Origin of the sequence: Leucobacter sp. NPDC077196, assembly GCF_040687075.1 — a bacterium.
Classification (GTDB): Bacteria; Actinomycetota; Actinomycetes; order Actinomycetales; family Microbacteriaceae; genus Leucobacter.
This window is the reverse complement of the sequence record NZ_JBFBML010000001.1, coordinates 760,605-778,575: the sequence shown is the minus strand read 5'-3', so window position 1 is coordinate 778,575 and position 17,971 is coordinate 760,605. Positions and strand designations below refer to the sequence as shown.

The 17,971-nt window shown below is 65.0% G+C and carries 16 protein-coding genes; 8 read left to right on the top strand and 8 right to left on the bottom strand.

Translation table 11 applies throughout. The annotated features are described in order from the left end of the window. Positions 1–256: 256 nt before the first annotated feature. On the top strand, positions 257–679 hold the full coding sequence (locus AB0O71_RS03665; RefSeq protein WP_346057741.1) for a hypothetical protein: 423 nt from the start codon (positions 257–259) through the stop codon (positions 677–679). A 618-nt stretch (positions 680–1,297) separates the two neighbouring features. On the opposite strand, the gene AB0O71_RS03660 is transcribed toward AB0O71_RS03665, so the two are convergent. Both AB0O71_RS03660 and AB0O71_RS03655 read right to left on the bottom strand, forming a co-directional pair. Beyond that, positions 1,298–2,236: a ThiF family adenylyltransferase gene (locus AB0O71_RS03660; protein ID WP_363742086.1), complete on the bottom strand. Its 939-nt coding sequence runs from the start codon at positions 2,234–2,236 to the stop codon at positions 1,298–1,300. Further along, positions 2,236–3,006 carry a hypothetical protein gene (locus AB0O71_RS03655; RefSeq protein WP_363742083.1) on the bottom strand — a complete coding sequence of 257 codons (771 nt, stop codon included), beginning with the start codon at positions 3,004–3,006 and terminating at the stop codon, positions 2,236–2,238. The genes AB0O71_RS03660 and AB0O71_RS03655 overlap by 1 nt, the downstream gene beginning before the upstream one ends. A 263-nt stretch (positions 3,007–3,269) precedes the next feature. On the opposite strand from AB0O71_RS03655, the gene AB0O71_RS03650 reads away from it, so the two are divergent. Next, entirely contained in the window at positions 3,270–4,163 is an 894-nt protein-coding gene (locus tag AB0O71_RS03650; RefSeq protein WP_363742080.1) for a hypothetical protein, read from the top strand. A gap of 34 nt (positions 4,164–4,197) precedes the next feature. Here the strand turns inward: AB0O71_RS03650 and AB0O71_RS03645 are convergent, their stop codons facing one another. Beyond that, positions 4,198–6,522 (bottom strand): EAL domain-containing protein, encoded by a 2,325-nt coding sequence (locus AB0O71_RS03645; protein ID WP_363742078.1) that lies wholly within the window; start codon positions 6,520–6,522, stop codon positions 4,198–4,200. A 141-nt stretch (positions 6,523–6,663) separates the two neighbouring features. On the opposite strand from AB0O71_RS03645, the gene AB0O71_RS03640 reads away from it, so the two are divergent. From AB0O71_RS03640 to AB0O71_RS03630, 3 genes are read left to right on the top strand one after another with little or no spacing between them, the layout of a single operon-like run. After that, positions 6,664–7,011, top strand: coding sequence for a metallopeptidase family protein (locus AB0O71_RS03640; RefSeq protein ID WP_363742076.1), 348 nt, complete (start codon positions 6,664–6,666; stop codon positions 7,009–7,011). Beyond that, positions 7,011–7,310, top strand: coding sequence for an ATP-dependent Clp protease adapter ClpS (gene clpS, locus AB0O71_RS03635; RefSeq protein ID WP_363742074.1), 300 nt, complete (start codon positions 7,011–7,013; stop codon positions 7,308–7,310). Before AB0O71_RS03640 ends, clpS begins: the two co-directional genes overlap by 1 nt. Continuing rightward, on the top strand, positions 7,307–7,921 hold the full coding sequence (locus AB0O71_RS03630) for a DUF2017 family protein (RefSeq protein WP_363742072.1): 615 nt from the start codon (positions 7,307–7,309) through the stop codon (positions 7,919–7,921). The genes clpS and AB0O71_RS03630 overlap by 4 nt, the downstream gene beginning before the upstream one ends. Before the next feature lie 44 nt (positions 7,922–7,965). On the opposite strand, the gene dinB is transcribed toward AB0O71_RS03630, so the two are convergent. Both dinB and AB0O71_RS03620 read right to left on the bottom strand, forming a co-directional pair. Then, positions 7,966–9,183 (bottom strand): DNA polymerase IV, encoded by a 1,218-nt coding sequence (gene dinB, locus AB0O71_RS03625; RefSeq protein WP_363742069.1) that lies wholly within the window; start codon positions 9,181–9,183, stop codon positions 7,966–7,968. 26 nt (positions 9,184–9,209) lie between these two features. After that, positions 9,210–10,172 (bottom strand): sugar-binding domain-containing protein, encoded by a 963-nt coding sequence (locus AB0O71_RS03620; RefSeq protein WP_363742066.1) that lies wholly within the window; start codon positions 10,170–10,172, stop codon positions 9,210–9,212. 113 nt (positions 10,173–10,285) lie between these two features. On the opposite strand from AB0O71_RS03620, the gene AB0O71_RS03615 reads away from it, so the two are divergent. The 3 genes from AB0O71_RS03615 (at position 10,286) to glpK (ending at position 14,429) form a co-directional block, all read left to right on the top strand. Beyond that, complete coding sequence (locus AB0O71_RS03615; RefSeq protein WP_363742063.1) at positions 10,286–12,007, top strand: glycerol-3-phosphate dehydrogenase/oxidase; 1,722 nt, start codon at positions 10,286–10,288, stop codon at positions 12,005–12,007. Between the two features lie 98 nt (positions 12,008–12,105). Then, a complete protein-coding gene (locus AB0O71_RS03610; protein ID WP_363742061.1) occupies positions 12,106–12,870 on the top strand; it encodes an MIP/aquaporin family protein in 765 nt (254 codons plus the stop codon). Positions 12,871–12,914: 44 nt separating this feature from the next. Then, positions 12,915–14,429: a glycerol kinase GlpK gene (gene glpK / locus AB0O71_RS03605; protein ID WP_363742058.1), complete on the top strand. Its 1,515-nt coding sequence runs from the start codon at positions 12,915–12,917 to the stop codon at positions 14,427–14,429. Between the two features lie 102 nt (positions 14,430–14,531). Here glpK and gatB read toward each other — a convergent pair whose 3' ends face one another. Genes gatB through gatC form a run of 3 tightly spaced genes read right to left on the bottom strand, consistent with a single transcriptional unit; the run spans position 14,532 to position 17,931 of the window. Further along, positions 14,532–16,052 (bottom strand): Asp-tRNA(Asn)/Glu-tRNA(Gln) amidotransferase subunit GatB, encoded by a 1,521-nt coding sequence (gene gatB / locus AB0O71_RS03600; protein ID WP_363742055.1) that lies wholly within the window; start codon positions 16,050–16,052, stop codon positions 14,532–14,534. Then, a complete protein-coding gene (gatA, locus tag AB0O71_RS03595; RefSeq protein WP_363742052.1) occupies positions 16,052–17,602 on the bottom strand; it encodes an Asp-tRNA(Asn)/Glu-tRNA(Gln) amidotransferase subunit GatA in 1,551 nt (516 codons plus the stop codon). Before gatA ends, gatB begins: the two co-directional genes overlap by 1 nt. Before the next feature lie 8 nt (positions 17,603–17,610). Further along, entirely contained in the window at positions 17,611–17,931 is a 321-nt protein-coding gene (gatC, locus tag AB0O71_RS03590) for an Asp-tRNA(Asn)/Glu-tRNA(Gln) amidotransferase subunit GatC (protein WP_363742050.1), read from the bottom strand. Between the last annotated feature and the right edge of the window lie 40 nt (positions 17,932–17,971).

Here is a 17,971-nt window from a genome sequence, read left to right as displayed (position 1 = left end):
CACCGTCCGAATGTCGAGCGTAGGGTGGCAGTTGGAAGTTGATTGGCCAGGCGTGATAGAGGCGGGACTTCTCAGGGAGAGTCACGTCGACAACATCAACCGTCTTGCGGACGTTGCCAGAGTCGGCAATTGGGAGGCGGTATTTCGTCTTCTTGATCGAGAGCGATTTCTGAGCGTAAATCAATAGAGAATCGCTGGTGACTCTTGGTTCACACCACTTCACCAGGCAGCTTGGCTCGGCGCCTCATCGGAGGTCGTGGATGAACTCATCCGCCGCGGAGCATGGCGTTCGTTACGGAACGCTGAAGGCGATCGTCCAATCGTTATTGCTTTGAAACGCAATCATCAGCATCTTGCTGATGCTCTGACCGTGCGTGATCTGAGCGACAACCAGTTGCGAAAGTTTGCTGCATGGGACAAGCACCTATCTGAACTGATTCAGGAACGTACCGAGTCTTTGGAGCCCGTAAAGATTCGGCCAATCCCTTCCGAGATCATCGCGTTGGAGACATTGGACAATCTGTACTTTGGTTATCCAGGTATGTACGGCGGCTTCTCGATGTCGATATTCAAGGGTCGATTGCTGGTTGAGAGTTGGAGCCGAGTCGTTGACGGCTCAGGCCAGGCCCATGTCATTACCGAGAGCGGTTGTGTGCTTGTCGAGGAAGGCTTCGTTTAAATTCTCATGGTCGAGGCTTGATCGACGAGTGCACCAGCTGCGACTAAGGAGATGCGAACCTGATTACGGTCGACACCGAGAGTGCGTGAGATAGCGCGCATTGAGATGCCACCGCCGTGCAGCTTCACTATCTCTGCGGCTTCCTCGATTGTGAGGCCGTGCTGGCGGCGCACGACGTTGCTCCGGGTGAGATGCTTCGAGACGGTTGCACGGTGCACACCATACTTCTGAGCGAGGTATCCGACGCTGAAACCAGTGAGGTAATCGTCGACAAGTCGATCTACTTCTGCGGGGGTGAGAAAGGTTTGAGGTTTTCCAATCCTCCTTACGCAAGGCCCTCGTACGTCGTGAATCGGGGTATTATCGGCCCGCTGCGATACCCGGTATACCCCTCGTTTCCAGCGAGAAATCAACGATTTCAGCTTCGGGGTGGGGTTTGAGAACTTTCTACGCAGGGACCCCAATGAATACCTGAGGCCCGCCTCGCGCACTTACGGATCTGATCCGGCGCGATGCGGGCCTCAGGCTTATGCAGTTCACCTCACGCGCGGGCCACCTCACGCCCGTCAAGGTCCACCCGTGATCGGCCGCAGGAACCCGCGCCCGCCGCGCACCTGCTTACGAGCGTCTACGTGCAATATCGGCGAGCGTGTAGCTGCCGAGCGGGTTGAGATTCAGCTTCTGCCTGGCGTGGGCGATGAGCAGTCCGATCACGTGCGGCGTCCGTCCCGCCCGCACGATCCGCGTGCGCAACCGGTAGGCGTCCGTGTACGCGATCCGCGGTGCCCAGATCGGAGAACGGCGCTGGTTCGCCACGTCGGCGGTCAGATGCAGGAACGCCTGCGCACTGCCGATCGCCGATGCCGCGTCGACGCCGATGGAGATGGACGGCAGCGAGGCAGGCGAGTGGCCCTCCTCCCCCGCGACGGCCTGCAAGGACCGCAGGTCGGTGTACGACGGGATGTACGGGAGGCAGCGCGCCAGATCCACGCCCGCGTCCGCGATCTCATTCAGAGGCATCCCCGAATCGAAGCCCATGAAGCGCTCGAACGTCCACGGCGAGGTGGGTGCGAATGAAGTGACCTGAGCGGCGAACCCCACGTTCATGACCAGGAGGTCGGGGATACCCTGCAATCGCGCGCGGCGGGCGATGAGCGATCCGATCTCCGGCTTCGTGAGCTCCGACTCATCGAGCACGAGCGAGGCGCCGTGCATGAATTCCTCGACGTTCTCGGGAATCACTCCGTCGAGGAACGTGCGCACCTCTGCCTCTGGATTGATATCGAGCACGCGCTCGCGAAACACCTCGGCCTTGCGGCGACCGAAAGTCGAGGTGCTCGCGCCTTCGACGCGATTGACGTTCTCTGGTTCGAAGACCTCAGGATCCGCCACGCTGAACGATGCCACCCCCATACGCGCGAGCTTCAGGCCCAACTGGAACCCGTCTCCCCCGACACCCGCGATGGCCACGCGTGCGGCGATCAACGCCCGCTGCTCATCCTCGCTCCAGAAACCGTAATTGCGGGAGAACTCGGGAGCTTCGACGGTGCGTCGCATCACCGCGACTGCTCGCTGAGCGCGCGCTTCGGGGCGCGACCGACAAAGGTCATCGCGCCGTCCTCAGCCCGGTACCGGTCGATGAACCCACCTTGGCGCGCGTTTACGCGTTCCGTCGACACCGGGATGTCGATCTCGATCGGAAGATTATAGTCGAGATAGTGCTCGACGTATCGGGGCTCCCCGATCCTCGAGATCGCAATCGTCCCCCTCAGATGGCGCTCCAACCAGGGTTCGATGATGGCGAAGGTGCGCTCCAGCGCGTGGTTCGCCTCGTAGGCGAGCATGACCGCGAAGAGATGCCATTGCACAAGCTCCTGCATGACAGCGTGCTCGTGGCGCGCGATGACCCGTGAGACCTCGACGCTGCGCGCCGTGAGGCCATCGTCCACGAATGAGTCTGGGCAGAACTCCTCGACCGGGAGCGGAAGGTCTTCGCCGCGCACGATGAGACGGGAGACGCCGACCACTCGCACCCCTTCGATGTGATTCTCGAAGACCGCAAAGGTGATGGACCGCGCGTCGTCGACGTCGCGATCGGTGCCATCAGCCTGGATCTCGCTCTCGTCGAGCTGGCCGGTCTGATCGACGTACACCTTTCGGCGCAACTCGAAATGCGCCCGATATTCCGCTTCGAGCCCGGGCCGCGGAACATCGTTCTCTGCGATGACACCGACGCACATGCGCGCGGACGGCTGATCGGCGAAGAGCTCAGACCCGATCACGGGGATTACGTCGTGATTCGTCACGGAACGGTCGATGTGTGACACGCCGGGGATCCTCCTGTTAGCGCGGCCGTGCAGCACCGCAGATACGTCATGAATGCCCGGGTGTGACCTCGAACGACTCCTGTAAGTCTCATTGTGCCCGAATAGCGGTTCTTCGCGCATCGCATTGACGGCGCGGCGAGTCGCAGAAGGGCAGGCGCTGCCAGAACACTTCTGCATCCTCCCGAGACGAGCGCGCCGGTACACGGCGCCAGAGGCGGGATGCTAGCATAAGTGTACTACTGACGTCGAAATTGGGGGGAACGGTGCAGGGAGACGGTTGGAACCGCGGAAGCAGTCTTCGCTCGCGCCCGGCGACCGAAGATGTCGGCACGAAAGTGCTGCTCAGCGCGGTGAAGCACGTCGAGACCGTGGGACTCACCCTGAGCGTCTCGCAGGAACTCATCGAGCGGATCTGCGCCGATGCCGGCGTTTCCGCGAAGCAGTTCGGACAGGTCTGGCCTACTGCAGACGCATTCATGGCCGATCTCTTCTGCGAACTCGCGAACCAGGCGCAGATCGATCGTGCTGACACGGAGACGCTGCTGACAACGTGGCAGTACCTCAGCATGCGCACCGACGACCTCCACACTCCAGCGGGTCGGCGCCGCGTGCTGATCGACATCATCCGCACGGCAGCCGAGTACAATTTCGAGGTCGTCACGGCGTCGAGCAAGTGGCGCACCTACGCTGCGCTCTCGACCACCATCATGGCCTGGCCCGAAGGATCCTCGCGAACTCGCGTACTCGATGCGCTGCAGGCGAGCGAGCTCTCATTCGTCGAGACCATGGAGAGCTTCTACCGCAACGTGCTTCCCACCGTCGGGTACCGGCTCAAGCCGATGTTCCACAACGACTACCAGCCTTTCGTCGTCGCAGCGGCCTCGGTCATCGAAGGGCTCGGAATTGTGCGCGCCACGGTGCCCGCCCTGGTCGAAGCCCACTTCAATGGCCCGACGGACGGATCGGACGAGACTCTCGACGGAGCGGCAGGACCGAGTGAGAACGACGTCTGGTCGGTTTCGGCGCTCGCCTTTATGGGCGTGGTCGACGCCTTCATCGAACCGGATCCCGAGTTCGTCGCGGCGGAGGCGATTTCCCGCCTGAGCTCGGGAGTCGATGTGACTCCTCCGGGCCAGGACGCGGATCCGTCGTACTGAGCCTCCTCGACGCTGCTGGCGCGCGGCTGAACCGCTAGGAGATGTCAGCCCGTGTACCGCTTCGGCGGAGCCGATCCCGCGTCAATGCGAAGGACTGCGGACGACCGAAGTGATAGCCCTGCATGCTCCGCACGCCGAGCGCTCGGAGCGTTTCGGCCACAGCAGCACTCTCGATGCCCTCGACGACGACGGTGTGGCCCAGGTTGTCGCCGAAGCTCTGCAGCGCCTTGATCAGCTCGCGCTGACGGGTGTCTTCAAGGTTGCCGATCAGGCTCTTGTCGATCTTGAGAATGTTCATCGGGAAGTGCACGAGAGCGCCCACCGAGGAATCATCGGAACCGTAGTCGTCGAGCGCGATGATCAGCCCCGCGGACTGCAGATTCTCCGCATCGCGGCGGAGTTCATCGGTGACGGTGCGCAGTGAGCGCTCGTTCAGCTCGATGCAGAGGGTGATATCCGGATGGGCGTTCGCCGCATCGCGCAGAAACGGACCGAGCTCGGCATCGCTGATCTGGCCGAGGTCGAGGTTGACCGTCATGCAGCTGACGCTCGGTTCCAGCCGACGGAACTGCTCGGCGGCTTGAAGCGCCTTCGTGATCACCTGCTCGGTCAGCGCATTCATGAGCCCGAGGCTCTTGGCCCGGGCGATCAGCGAGGGCGCGGAGATCGGGCCCAGCTCGGGATCCACGTAGCGCGTCAGCGCCTCGAACGCCCAAATCTTGCCCGTCGACATGTCGACGATCGGTTGGAACGCGAGCATCAGCCTGTTGCCCTCGATCGCGCGGGCAACGATGTCGTTCAAACGGGTGGAGCGGTGCGAAGAGATGCTCACCGTGCTCGCCGCTCCAACTGCTCCCTGCTGGCGGGAGCGCTTCGCCTGCAGCATGGTGCGATCCGCGTCCTCGACGAGCGACTGCGCATCGATCTCGCGATGGCTCGAGAATGCCAGCCCGGCGCTCACGAGAGGCCGAAGATCGTGCCCCTCGAGGTCCATCCGCTCGCTCAGTGCGGCGATGACACGATCGGCAGATTCTTTCGCCTGGTCGATCGACACGAGACCCGTGAAGATGACGACGAATTCGTCGCCGCCGACGCGGGAGACGAAGTCTCCTCCGCCCGACGAGCGTTCGAGGCGCGCCGCGACGACGCGCAGCAGTGCGTCCCCCGCGCGGTGGCCGTAGTTGTCGTTGAGCTTCTTGAAGTTGTCGAGGTCGATGAACAGCAGCGCGATGCCCTCGTGATACGGGCGATGCTCGTTCGCCTCGATCAGCGCCTGCTGGAATGCACCGTAGTTCGGCAGGCCTGTCAGCGGATCGGTATTGGCACGCTGCTCGAGCGAATCGACCTCGTATCGCATGCGCGCGGCCTCACTTGCCAAGTGCGCGAGCGAGACCAGCGCGCGCTGGTCGTCACGGCTGAACGCACCGCCTCCGAGTTTGCGCGAGGCGACGAGGTACTGCTCGGATGCAGATTCCAGGCTGACCGCTGCACCGATCTCGTCATTGGTCGGGGCGGCGTCTCGCAACTCGACAGAATTCGCGCGCACGATTCCCCTGGCCCGACTCAGCAGCGCCGTTCCGAGAGCTTCTCCGCTCTCCCTCGGCAGTTCGATCGCAGCGTCCACCACGGCGGAGAGGCGGGCTTCGATGTCGTCGGAGCGAGAACGCTGAGCGAGCACGTAGAAGAGGGACCCGGCGAGGAGCACCACGAAGGGCGTCAGGCTGACGTTCGGGTCGCCTTCGAGCCAGGAGATCACCGTCGCGTCGATGTAGTGAATCAGGGTCGCGGTGACCGAGACCACCGCGACCAGGAAGATGACGCGACCAGGCTTCACCGATGCAGCGCTGACGCCGCGATCCACCTCTTCGCGCCCCCATTGACGTGCGAACTCGCCCAGCAGCACGACACCGTAGAACACTGTGGTCGCAGCCACGAAGCTCAGCGGCAACCAGAGTCCGAGCGCGTCGAGACCGTTGCGGACAGCGACGAAGGCCACCGCGCCGACGGTCGCGAGGCCCGTCGTGTACAACGCCAACCAGACGTTGCGGCGCAGCGAGATCTGCGCGATCAACACGCCCATGGCCCAGATGCACACGCCGATGAACGGAGCCTCGGTCAACGGTTCGATCGAGAGCATGACGATCGAGACCCCGGCTTGCGGGAAGCCTCGGTCGTAACCAATGCGAATATGGAACGGCCCGCACATGATGACACTCGCGACCACTGCCAAGACGAGCGTCCATGAGGCGGGCGGCGTTCCGACGAGATGCACGACACCGGCGCCGATCGCAATCAGCGCGAAGACGATGAAGGGTGCGGCGAATACGGTGTCGCCCTTCGCCACTCCGACGCGCTTCACCGCGGCCCCCTCTCCCGATGCTTCTGCGCATTCGTGTTGCTTCTCTGCGTGAATGCGGCAGCTAATTATGTCATGCGTGCGGGGCCGCATTTCGCGCAATCTTCCCCGACGCTCCGAAGTGGTTCTGTGTAGGGTGAAGACATGCTCGACATCTCACACGAGGAGTTCGAATCGCTGGTCGCCGACGGCCTCGACTCGCTGCACGACGACATGCTCGCGCAGCTCGACAATGTGATTTTTCTGGTGGAGGATCGCCCGACCGACGGCAGTGAGATTCTCGGCGTGTATGAAGGCTTCTCGCTCGCAGAGCGCGGGGTATACGGGTACGGAGAAGAACCGGATCGCATCATTCTCTTCCGCGAGAATCTGCTCGGTCATTGCGCAGACCAGGAAGATCTCGTTCATGAGATCCGAGTGACACTCGTGCACGAAATCGCACACTTCTACGGCATCACCGAGGAGCGCATACATGAACTCGGGTGGGGCTGATGCACGCCGTGCACCCGGAGGCGCAGACGCGCCGGGTCGAGGAGCCGACGATCCTCGAGTCGCCGGTCTGGCAGACAGTCGTCTGGGATGATCCGGTCAACCTGATGTCGTACGTCGCCTTCGTCTTCCAGAAGCACTTCGGTTTCACTCGCGATCGCGCCGAGGAGCTCATGCTGCAAGTGCATCAGGCCGGCAGTGCGGTCGTCGCGGAGGGAACTCGGGAGGCGATGGAGATGCACGTCGAAGCGATGCACGGATACGGGCTCTGGGCGACCGTGCGCCAGGCGGGCGAACGATGAAGCTGCTCCCGCTCCCCGGGCACGGACTGAGGCTGCTCCTCGATCACGACGAGGCGGCGATGCTCGATCAGTTGATCGCGCAGCTCATCCAGCTGCTGCAGAGCCACAGCGGCACCGCACTGGACCCCGACCCGCTGTTCGCGAGCCTGGAGGTGGGCGGCTCCGATGCGACACCCGATGATCCGGCCCTGGCCCGGCTGTTCCCCGACGCGTACGAGCAGGACGCCGACGCCGGTGCGTTCCGCAGCGTCACCGAACAGGGACTGCTCAATCGGAAGCTCCAAGACGCCATGGACGTCACCACGGCACTGGGCCTCGGCGGCGGGGCGCCGGACGAAGCCGCCCTCGTCGAGGTGGACATCTCGCACACGACCCTTCCCGCGTGGGTGCGCACGGTAACCGCGCTGCGTCTCGCGATCGCAGCGCGGATCGGACTCGACACTCCTGAGGATCGGCCCCGCCTTCTGGACGACGAGGAGACGCGCGGAACGGTGCTCGTCTTCGACTGGCTCGCCGCGATCCTCGAATCCGTGCTCGCCATCGTCGAGTCGGGAGAACGCGAGGGCGACGACCCCGACGTCGACGCCGGTCCATCGAGTTCCGACGCCTGAAGCAGTCGTGCCCGTAATGTGGTGCCTGAGCATCACGGCGTCGGTCAGTTCGGCGATTCCAGAGAACGCGGATCGACCACCGCACCTCGGCCGGTCAGCAGACTGGCCGAGGTGACGCCCGAGGCGCCGAAGCGCTCGCGCACATCGTCGACTGCCTGATCGACGGCCCGCCAGCCATCGTCTTCGCTCCATAGGGCGGCGATATCGCTGCCTACCGGCATGAGCTGCTCGGCGCGCACCCCGATGAGTCGCACGGCCCGGCCCCCGCGCTCGAGCGCGGCGAAGAGCTCCCTGGCGGTGTGGTAAATCCGCTGCGTGGCGTCCGTCGCCTCTGGGAGTGTGCGCGATCGAGTGATCGTCTCGAAATTGCTCCAGCGCACTTTTATCGAGATCGTTCGCGCCTCGACTCCGGCACCGCGCAGCCGCTCGCCGGTGCGGGTCGCGAGCCGCAACAGTTCGCGCTGGAGGGTGCCGGCATCCGTGACGTCGTGGGCGAATGTCTCTTCATGCCCGATGCTCTTCTCCGATCGAGTGGTCTCGACCCGACGTGCATCCCGGCCGTTCGCCAGTTCGTGCAGACGCCGTGCGCTCGCACCGCCGACGATGCGCTCGAGAGACTGCAACGGCTCGCGTGCGAGCTCTCCGACCGTGCGGATCGCACGCGCGTGCAGCGCGCGCTCCGTCGCCTGCCCCACGCCCCACATCGCACCGATGGGCAGCGGATGCAGAAACTCCACAGTGCGGGCGGGAGGAATCTCGAGAATGCCGTCGGGCTTCGCGCGCTGCGATGCCAGCTTCGCCACAAACTTCGTGCCGGCGAGCCCCACCGAAGCCGGTAGGCCCGTGCGCTCGCGCACGCGCTCCCGGATTGCGCGGGCGATCTCGACGGGTTGGCCGAAGAGCCGCACCGTTCCGGCGACGTCAAGAAACGCCTCATCGATGCTCAGCGGTTCGACGAGCGGCGTGAACTCCTGGAACACGGACATCACGGCCTTCGACGCACTGCGGTACTTCGCATACACGGGATCGACGAGCACGAGCTGCGGGCAGAGTTGCTTCGCCCGAGCGACCGGCATCGCCGAACGTACGCCGAATCGGCGCGCCTCGTAGCTCGCGCTCGATACGACCGACCGCGCGGTGTCGTGCGCCGCAGCCACCGGCAGCCCCACCAGTTCGGGGCGATCGAGCAGTTCGACCGAAACGAAGAACGAGTCCATGTCGACGTGCAGCACGGAGGCGATCTCACGCGGCGACTCGAACATGTGTACTATTCCACCACGTTGCCGGCTCAGCCGCCAGCTTCGACGACGAGCCGCGCGAGTTCTTCGTCGACCACGAGCTCGGTGATGATCCGAGCAGCGAGCGCACCCCGCAGACTGTCGCGCTTCGCCGCTCCCGACACGACGCACAGCCGATGCGGAATGCGTCGCACCGTATCTAGCGATGGTCCGCTCGAGCGTTCGTTCATCGCGACGCCATCGGTGCTCCCGTCGCTGCGATAGAACACCGTTCCGCAGTCGCCCACGACGCCGGCGCGCACCAGCTCCTGCAGGTCGTCGCGATCGAGGTATCCGCCGGAATAGATGCGGGATCGCGGATCGCCGATGCGCGATCCGAGCCCGAAGACGTAGACATCGCTCGAGGCTTGCAGTTCGAGCACGCGACTCACCGAGCGTTCCCGCCAGAGAGCGCGGCGGGTGTTCGGGTCGTCGAAGATCGCGGGCACCGAGAACTGGTACACCGAGGCGGCGAACGCGTTGCCGAAGCCACCGAGCAGCTCGGCCGAATAGGACACCCCCGTCGTGCGCACGTTGGCTGCACCGTTCATCTGCACCACTCGCACCTCGTGCGCGGTCTTCGACGGCAAGTGCCGAGCAATGGCGCTCATCGTCGCGCCCCACGCGACGCCCACGGTCGCGCGGTCGCCCACCGCCGCCGCGACCCGGTGCGCGGCGGTTCGCGCCGTGCGCTCCAGCCGGTCCGCTTCCGACGCGCGCACGGCCGAGGGCACGACGTGCGCGGTGATCCCGTACCGTTCGGCGATGCGCAGTTCGAGCTGAGAGCGCGCCTCCTGCGGCGAATGCACCTGGATCTCAACGAGACCGGAGTCGCGCGCATACGTGAGCAGCCGGGAGACGGAAGACCGCGACACTCGCATTTCCCGCGCAATCGCCTCCATCGTGAGATGCTGCAGGTAGTACAGTTGCGCGGCGCGCAAAGCGTCGCGCGACCTGGACGAATGTGCAGTCATCGCTGCCCCCTTCGCTCGCTTCGATGAACACATCATGCACATACGTGCAATCAGCTTGCAACTCGGTGCACGGGAGGAGGAAGCTGACCACGAACGTCGAAAGGTTTGAAGTCATGAATGATCGCACGCCGACCACCCGCTCCGCAGTTCGCAGTCTGCAGGATCGCCCGAACGCCGATGTCCTCATCATCGGCGGCGGCATCAACGGCATCGCGACCTTCCGCGAACTCGCACTGCAGGGAGTCGACGTCGCCCTCGTCGAGCGCGGCGACTTCGTGTCGGGAGCTTCTTCGGCCTCGAGCCACATGGTCCACGGCGGCGTTCGGTACCTCGAGAACGGCGAGTTCAGGCTTGTGCAAGAAGCCGTGGCCGAGCGCAATCGTCTGCTCCGAACCGCTCCTCATTACGTGCGCCCGCTCGAGACCACGATTCCGATCTTCTCCACGTTCTCCGGCATCCTGTCGGCTCCCTTCCGCCTGCTAGTGACCCATGGTCGCGGCAAGGCCCGAGAGCGCGGCGCGGCGCTGATCAAGATCGGTCTCACGCTGTACGACACCTTCTCCCGCGACGGCGGCCAGGTGCCCCGCCACAAGTTCCTCGGACGTCGCCGCTCGCTCAGTGAACTGCCCCGCCTCAACTCGGGCGTGAAGTACACGGCGACGTACTACGACGCTTCCATGCACGATCCGGAGCGCCTCGCGCTCGATGTGCTGCACGACGGGCTCCTAGCGGGTGGCGATCGCGCCCGCGCTGCGAACTATCTGCCCGCCGTCGGTTTCGAGAATGGGGCCGTGCAGGTGCGCGACGAGACCACCGGAGAGGTGTTCGATTTCACCGCCCGTGTGATCCTGAACACCAGCGGACCGTGGACCGACCTCACGAACAAAGCTCTCGGCGCCGGAACTCGGTACATGGGCGGCACCAAGGGTTCGCACATCGTGCTCGACCACCCGGAGCTCCTGGCGGCCACCGGCGGTCGGGAGATCTTCTTCGAGCACTCGGATGGCCGCATCGTGCTGATCTATCCGCTGAAGGATCGCGTGCTCGTCGGCACCACCGATATCGACGCGGACCCCAGCACCCCGACCTCATGCACGAGCGACGAGGTCGACTACTTCATCGATCTCGTCGCCCATGTCTTCCCAGACATCACCGTCGAGCGGTCTCAGATCGTCTACACGTTCTCGGGCATCCGCCCGCTGCCGCGCCACGACGATACCGCCCCCGGGTTCGTGTCGCGCGACTACCGCATCGAATCATCCGAACGCGCCGGCGTGCCGCTGCTCAGCCTCGTGGGAGGCAAGTGGACGACGTTCCGCGCCCTCGCGGCGCACCTCGCGAACGACACGCTGGAGCTCCTCGGAGTACCTCGCAAGGTCGGCACGGAAACGCTCGCCATCGGCGGCGGCAAGGAGTTCCCGAAGACTCGATCAGCCCGCACGCGCTGGGTCGCAGAACGCGCGGACGGCAATGATCGTGCGCGCGTCGAGGCGCTGCTCGATCGGTACGGCACGCGCGCCGATGAGGTGCTCGCCGCGACGCCGGAGCATGACGAGCAGCTCGACCTGCTTCCCGCCTACACGGCGGCGGAGCTCGCGCATCTCGCAGCGTCGGAGCAGGTGGTGCACCTCGACGATCTGCTGCTGCGCCGCACCTCGATCGCCTTCCTCGGCGGCTTGACTCTCGAGCGCTTGCGCGCAGCCGCTGAAGCCGTTGCTCCGGCGCTGGGCTGGCAGGCCGAGCGCGTCGATGAAGAGATCGACCGCACAGCATCACTGCTTCGCACCGCGCATCGCATCGACGTCGAACGCGGAGGCGTCGTCGTCGATATTTGAGCGGTGCGACCCCGCGGGTGCGGAGCATCTCTTCCGCACCCGCACTCACCACGCATCGCGAGCCATTCCCCTCGCTTTCTTGAAAGGTCAAAGACGACATGCCAGATGTCAATCTCGGTTTCTACTTCCTCTCCGAGTTCGTCGGTACCGGTCTCCTCGTGCTCCTGGGCTGTGGCGTCGTCGCCAACGTCGCCCTGGCGAAGACGAAGGGCAACAGCGGCGGCTTTCTGCTGGTCAACTGGGGCTGGGGCCTCGCGGTTTTCGTCGGCGTGCTCGGTTCCGCATACTCCGGCGCGATACTGAACCCGGCCGTCGGCATCGGGCTCGCGATCGCGGGCAAGATCAGCGTGGTCCAGTTCCTCGTCGCCACCGCCGCTGAGCTGATCGGCGCCATCGTCGGCGCCGTTCTCTGCTGGGTGGCATACCGTTCGCACTTCGACGCAGAACCCGACCCCGCGGCCAAGCTCGGCGTCTTCTCGACCGGTCCGGCGATCCGCACACCCTTCGGCAACTTCCTCACGGAGGTCATCGGAACCTTCGTGCTCGTCTTCGCCGTGTTCGCCTTCGCGGATTACGGCGACATCCAGGTCGGCGTTCCCGGGGGCCTCGGGCCGCTGACCGCACTGCCCGTCGCGCTGGTCGTCGTCAGCATCGGCGCCTCCCTCGGCGGCCCCACGGGCTACGCGATCAACCCCGCGCGTGACCTCGGGCCCCGCATTGCGCACGCGATCCTGCCCATCAAGGGCAAGGGCGGCAGCGACTGGGGGTACGCATGGGTGCCCGTTGCCGGCCCGCTCGTCGGCGGCGCGATCGCAGCACTCATCGCCCCGCTCGTGCTGGGACTCGCAGCAGCAGCGGCTTGACCCACCCACTCCCCGAGCAACGAAGCTGTCACGAAAGGAACACCATGTCCGAATACATCATCGCGATCGACCAGGGTACGACCTCCAGCCGAGCGATCATCTTCGACAAGAGCGGCACCATCATCTCCGTCGGCCAGAAGGAGCACGAGCAGATCATGCCGCAGGCCGGCTGGGTGGAGCACGATGCGCTCGAGATCTGGCGCAACGTGCAGGAGGTCATCGGCATCGCCCTCGGTCGCGCTGATCTGACGCGGCACGACATCTCGGCGATCGGCATCACCAATCAGCGCGAGACCGCCGTCGTGTGGAACCGCAAGACGGGCAAGCCCGTCTACAACGCGATCGTGTGGCAGGACACGCGCACGCAGGACATCGTCGACCGCCTCGCGGCAGATGGCGGTATCGAACGGTTCAAGGACATCGTCGGGCTCCCCCTCGCGACGTACTTCTCGGGCACGAAGGTCGCTTGGATTCTCGAGAACGTCGAAGGGGCGCGCGAGGCCGCCGACGCCGGCGATCTGCTGTTCGGCACCACCGACAGCTGGGTCATCTGGAATCTGACCGGCGGCTCTGAGCACGGCGTTCACGTCACCGACGTGACCAACGCATCGCGCACGCTCTTCATGGACCTGAAGACCCTCGAGTGGCGAGACGACATCCTCGAAGCGTTCGACGTGCCCCGGTCGATGCTCCCCGAGATCAAATCCTCCTCCGAAATCTACGGCACCGCCGAGGACTCCTCGCTGCTGCGCGAGACGCCGATCGCCGGCATCCTCGGCGACCAGCAGGCGGCCACCTTCGGCCAGGCCGCGTTCACCGCGGGCGAATCGAAGAACACCTACGGAACCGGCTGTTTCCTGATCTTCAACACGGGCGAGGAGATCATTCATTCCAAGAACGGCCTCCTCACCACCGTCGGGTACAAGCTCGGCGATGGTCCGACGCACTACGCGCTCGAGGGGTCCATCGCGGTGACCGGATCGCTCATCCAGTGGCTGCGCGACCAGCTCGGCATCATCTCCGACGCGCCAGAGGTCGAACAGCTGGCAGAGAGCGTTCCCGATAACGGCGGCGTCTACATCGTTCCCGCCTTCTCCGGCCTCTACGCCCCGTACTGGCGCCCCGATGCTCGCGGGGCGATCCTCGGGCTCACTCGATACGCGAACAAGGGCCACATCTCGCGGGCCGCACTCGAGGCCGTGGCGTACCAGACACGCGACGTACTCGACGCGGTGAACGCGGACGCGGGGGTAGATCTCACCGAGCTCAAGGTCGACGGCGGCATGGTCGCCAATGACACGCTGATGCAGTTCCAGGCCGACATCCTCGGCGTGCCCGTGGTGCGACCCGTGGTGTCTGAGACCACGGCGCTCGGCGCCGCCTACGCCGCGGGACTCGCCGTCGGCTTCTGGTCGGGACTCGACGACCTCTCGGCCAACTGGCAGGAGGATCGCCGGTGGGAGCCCGAACTCGACAGCGCCGAGCAGGAGCGCCTGCTGCGTCAGTGGCGGAAGGCCGTCACCAAGTCGATGGACTGGGTGGACGACGACGTGCGCTGAGTCGATCGTGAAACGCAGAAGGGCGGCAGTTCAATCGAACTGCCGCCCTTCTGCGTTGTTGCCTGAACCGCTATCCGGCGACGCCGCTGCGTAGCTGCACGGTCATTCGGCGGCGGATGCGCGTTCGAGCACGAGCTCGCGAACACGCGCCGCATCGGCCGAACCGCGCATCGCTTTCATCACCGCTCCGATGATGGCTCCAGCTGCTTGCACCTTGCCATCGCGGATCTTCGCGAGCACATCAGGCTGCTGGGCAAGTGCTGCGTCGACAGCCTCGATGAGCGCTCCGTCGTCAGACACAATCGCGAGACTCCGCGCTTCGACGATCTCAGCCGCGGTGCCCTCGCCGTCGATGATGCCCGCGATCACCTGCCTCGCCAGCTTGTCGTTGAGTGTGCCGGCGTCGACGAGTTCGACGACCGAGGCCACCTGCTCAGGCGTGATGAGGTCGGCGGAGGGGGTCGATCGCTCGTTGGCGATGCGGGCGACCTCTCCCGTCCACCACTTCCGCGCCGTCTGCGGGGGCACTCCGATGGCGACGGTCTGCTCGATCGTCGAAAGCAGGCCTGCGTTTACCAGGTCTTGGAACTCCAGCGCTGAGAACTGCCACTCCTCCCGCAGCCGCCGCCTGCGAAGCGTGGGGTGCTCGGGAAGCTGCGCTCGCAGCTCCTCAACCAGTTCGCGAGCGGGAGTGAGTGGCGCGAGATCGGGCTCGGGGAAGTAGCGATAGTCGTCTGCATCGCTCTTCGGGCGACCCGGCGACGTCTCCCCCGTGTCCTCGTGCCAGTGTCGCGTCTCCTGCGTAATGGCACCGCCCCCGTCGAGGATCTGCGCCTGGCGCTGGATCTCGAACCGCACCGCACGCTCGATCGACCGCAGCGAATTGACATTCTTGGTCTCCGTGCGCGTTCCGAGCACCGATATGCCGGCTCCCTCATTACCGCGGGGTCGCAGCGAGACATTCGCGTCGCAGCGGATGTTTCCGCGCTCCATCCGGGCATCTGAGATGCCGAGCGACACGACCAGATCACGAATCGTCGAGACGTACGCCGATGCGATCTCGGGCGTATCCGACTCCCCGCCGAAGATCGGACGGGTTACGATCTCGACGAGCGGCACACCGGCTCGGTTGTAGTCGACGAGAGAGTACTCGGCGCCCTGAATGCGTCCCGTCGATCCCCCGACGTGGTTCAGCTTGCCCGCGTCCTCCTCCATGTGCGCCCGCTCGATCGGCACGTGGATGATGCGACCGGAGGCGAGCTCGATCTCGACGGAGCCGTCATGGGCGATCGGATCGTCGTACTGCGAGATCTGGTAGTTCTTGCCCATGTCGGGATAGAAGTAGTTCTTGCGCGCAAATCCCGACACCTCTGCGATCTCGCAGCCGAGTGCGAGGCCGAGACTGATCGAGTACCGCACTGCCTCATGGTTGAGCACGGGAAGCGAACCGGGCAGGCCGAGGCAGACCGGAGCGAGGTTCGTATTGGGCTCCGAACCGAACACGTTGGGCGCGGTCGAGAACATCTTGGTCTTCGTATTGAGTTCGACGTGCACCTCGAGCCCGATGACGGGTTCGAAGAGTTCGAGCGCGCGGTCGAAGTCCATCAGTTTGGTCTTGGCCATCAGTTCGCCGCCTTTCCGGTCTGGGCCGTCGCAAGGAATGCAGCGTCGAGCTCTGGAGCCTGTGCCCAGAAGGGGGCCTCGTCGCGGTCGGCGATGAGCTGCTCGATGGCACTACCCGCGCGGTACAGACGCGCATCCTCGAATGCGGGGGCCATGAGCTGCAGCCCGACCGGCAGGCCGTCTTCGCTCGCCGTGCCGATGGGCAGGCTGAGCCCCGGAATTCCCGCGAGGTTCGCGGGAATCGTGGTCGCGTCGTTGAGGTAATCGCGCATCGGGTCGCCCTTATGCGCGCCGAGCTGCCAAGCCGTGGTCGGCGCCGTGGGCGAGGCGATGACATCGACCTGGTCAAAGGCCGAGGCGAAATCGCGTTGAATCAGGGTGCGCACCTGCTGCGCGCTGCCGTAATAGGCATCGTAGTAGCCGGCTGAGAGCGCGTAGGTGCCGAGGATGATGCGTCGCTTCACCTCTGCGCCGAACCCGGCCGCGCGCGTCTCGCTCATCACGCCCTCGACCGTGCCGCCGCCCTGCGGGGTCACTCGCATCCCGAACCGCACGGAGTCGTACTTTGCGAGGTTGCTCGACGCCTCCGCCGGGAGGATGAGGTAGTAGGCCGCTACGGCATACTCAAAATGCGGCGCATCGATTTCGACGATCTCGGCGCCGTTGGCGGTGAGCAGCGCGAGCGATTGCTCGAAGCGGGCTTGTACGCCCGGCTGCACCCCATCGATCATGAGCTGTTTCACGACTCCGACGCGCAGGCCCTTCAGCGTGCCCGGATCGGCACCGTCGCGAGCTGCGGCGGCCATCGATGGCCACGCGTAGTCGAGCGACGTCGAGTCGTGCCGGTCGTGCCCCGCGATAACGTCGTGCAGCAGCGCTGTGTCGAGCACGGTGCGAGCGCATGGGCCGATCTGGTCGAGCGACGAGGCGAGTGCGATCGCGCCGTATCGGCTCACGCCGCCGTACGTCGGCTTCACGCCCACCGTTCCGGTCAGCGCTGCCGGCTGACGGATGGAACCGCCGGTGTCCGATCCCAGCGCGAGCGGCGCTTCGAATGCGCTCACCGCGACAGCCGAGCCACCCCCGGAACCGCCGGGCACGCTGTCGAGCTTCCACGGGTTGAGCGTAGGCCCGTATGCGGAGTTCTCGGTCGAGGAGCCCATCGCGAACTCGTCCATGTTGGTCTTGCCGATCGACACGAGACCGGCAGCCCGCGCTCGAGCGACGGCGGTCGCATCGAAGGGCGAACGGTAACCCTCGAGGATCTTCGAGCCCGAGGTCGCGGGCATGTCGGTCGTGACGAGCACGTCCTTGATCGCGAGGGGAACCCCGGCGAGTTCCCCGAGCGACTCGCCCGACGCGCGGCGAGCATCGATGTCGCGAGCGACGGCCAGCGAAGATTCTGCATCTGTCGCGAGAAATGCATTGAGCGCCCCGTCGACCGCTGTGATGCGGTCGAGATGGGCTCGGGTCGCCTCTTCCGAGGAGACCTCGCCCGAGGCGAGCTTCGTGGCGAGATCCGCCGCGGTCATCTGGATGAGCTCGTTCATCGAGTCCCTCACTGCTCTTCACCGAGGATCGATGAGACCCGGAACATTCCGTCAGTGGTCTCTGGGGCGTTCGCGAGCGCCTCCTCCTGCGTCAGCACGTCGGACACCACATCGGGCCGAGTGACGTTGTTCAGCGGAAGCGGGTGGCTCGTTGCCGGAACATCGGGTGTCGTCACCTCACCGACCTTGGCAATATGGGTCAGGATCGAATCGAGGTCGCTCGTGAGCGCCTCGACCTCGTCTGGGGTGAGGGCGATTCGTGCGAGGCCCGCGAGATGTGCGACGGTGTCCGCCGTGATCTCGGTGCTCGCCGCGCTGGTTTCAGGCATGCTGCTCCATCGGGAGGGGTCATCTGGGAACGCCCACCAT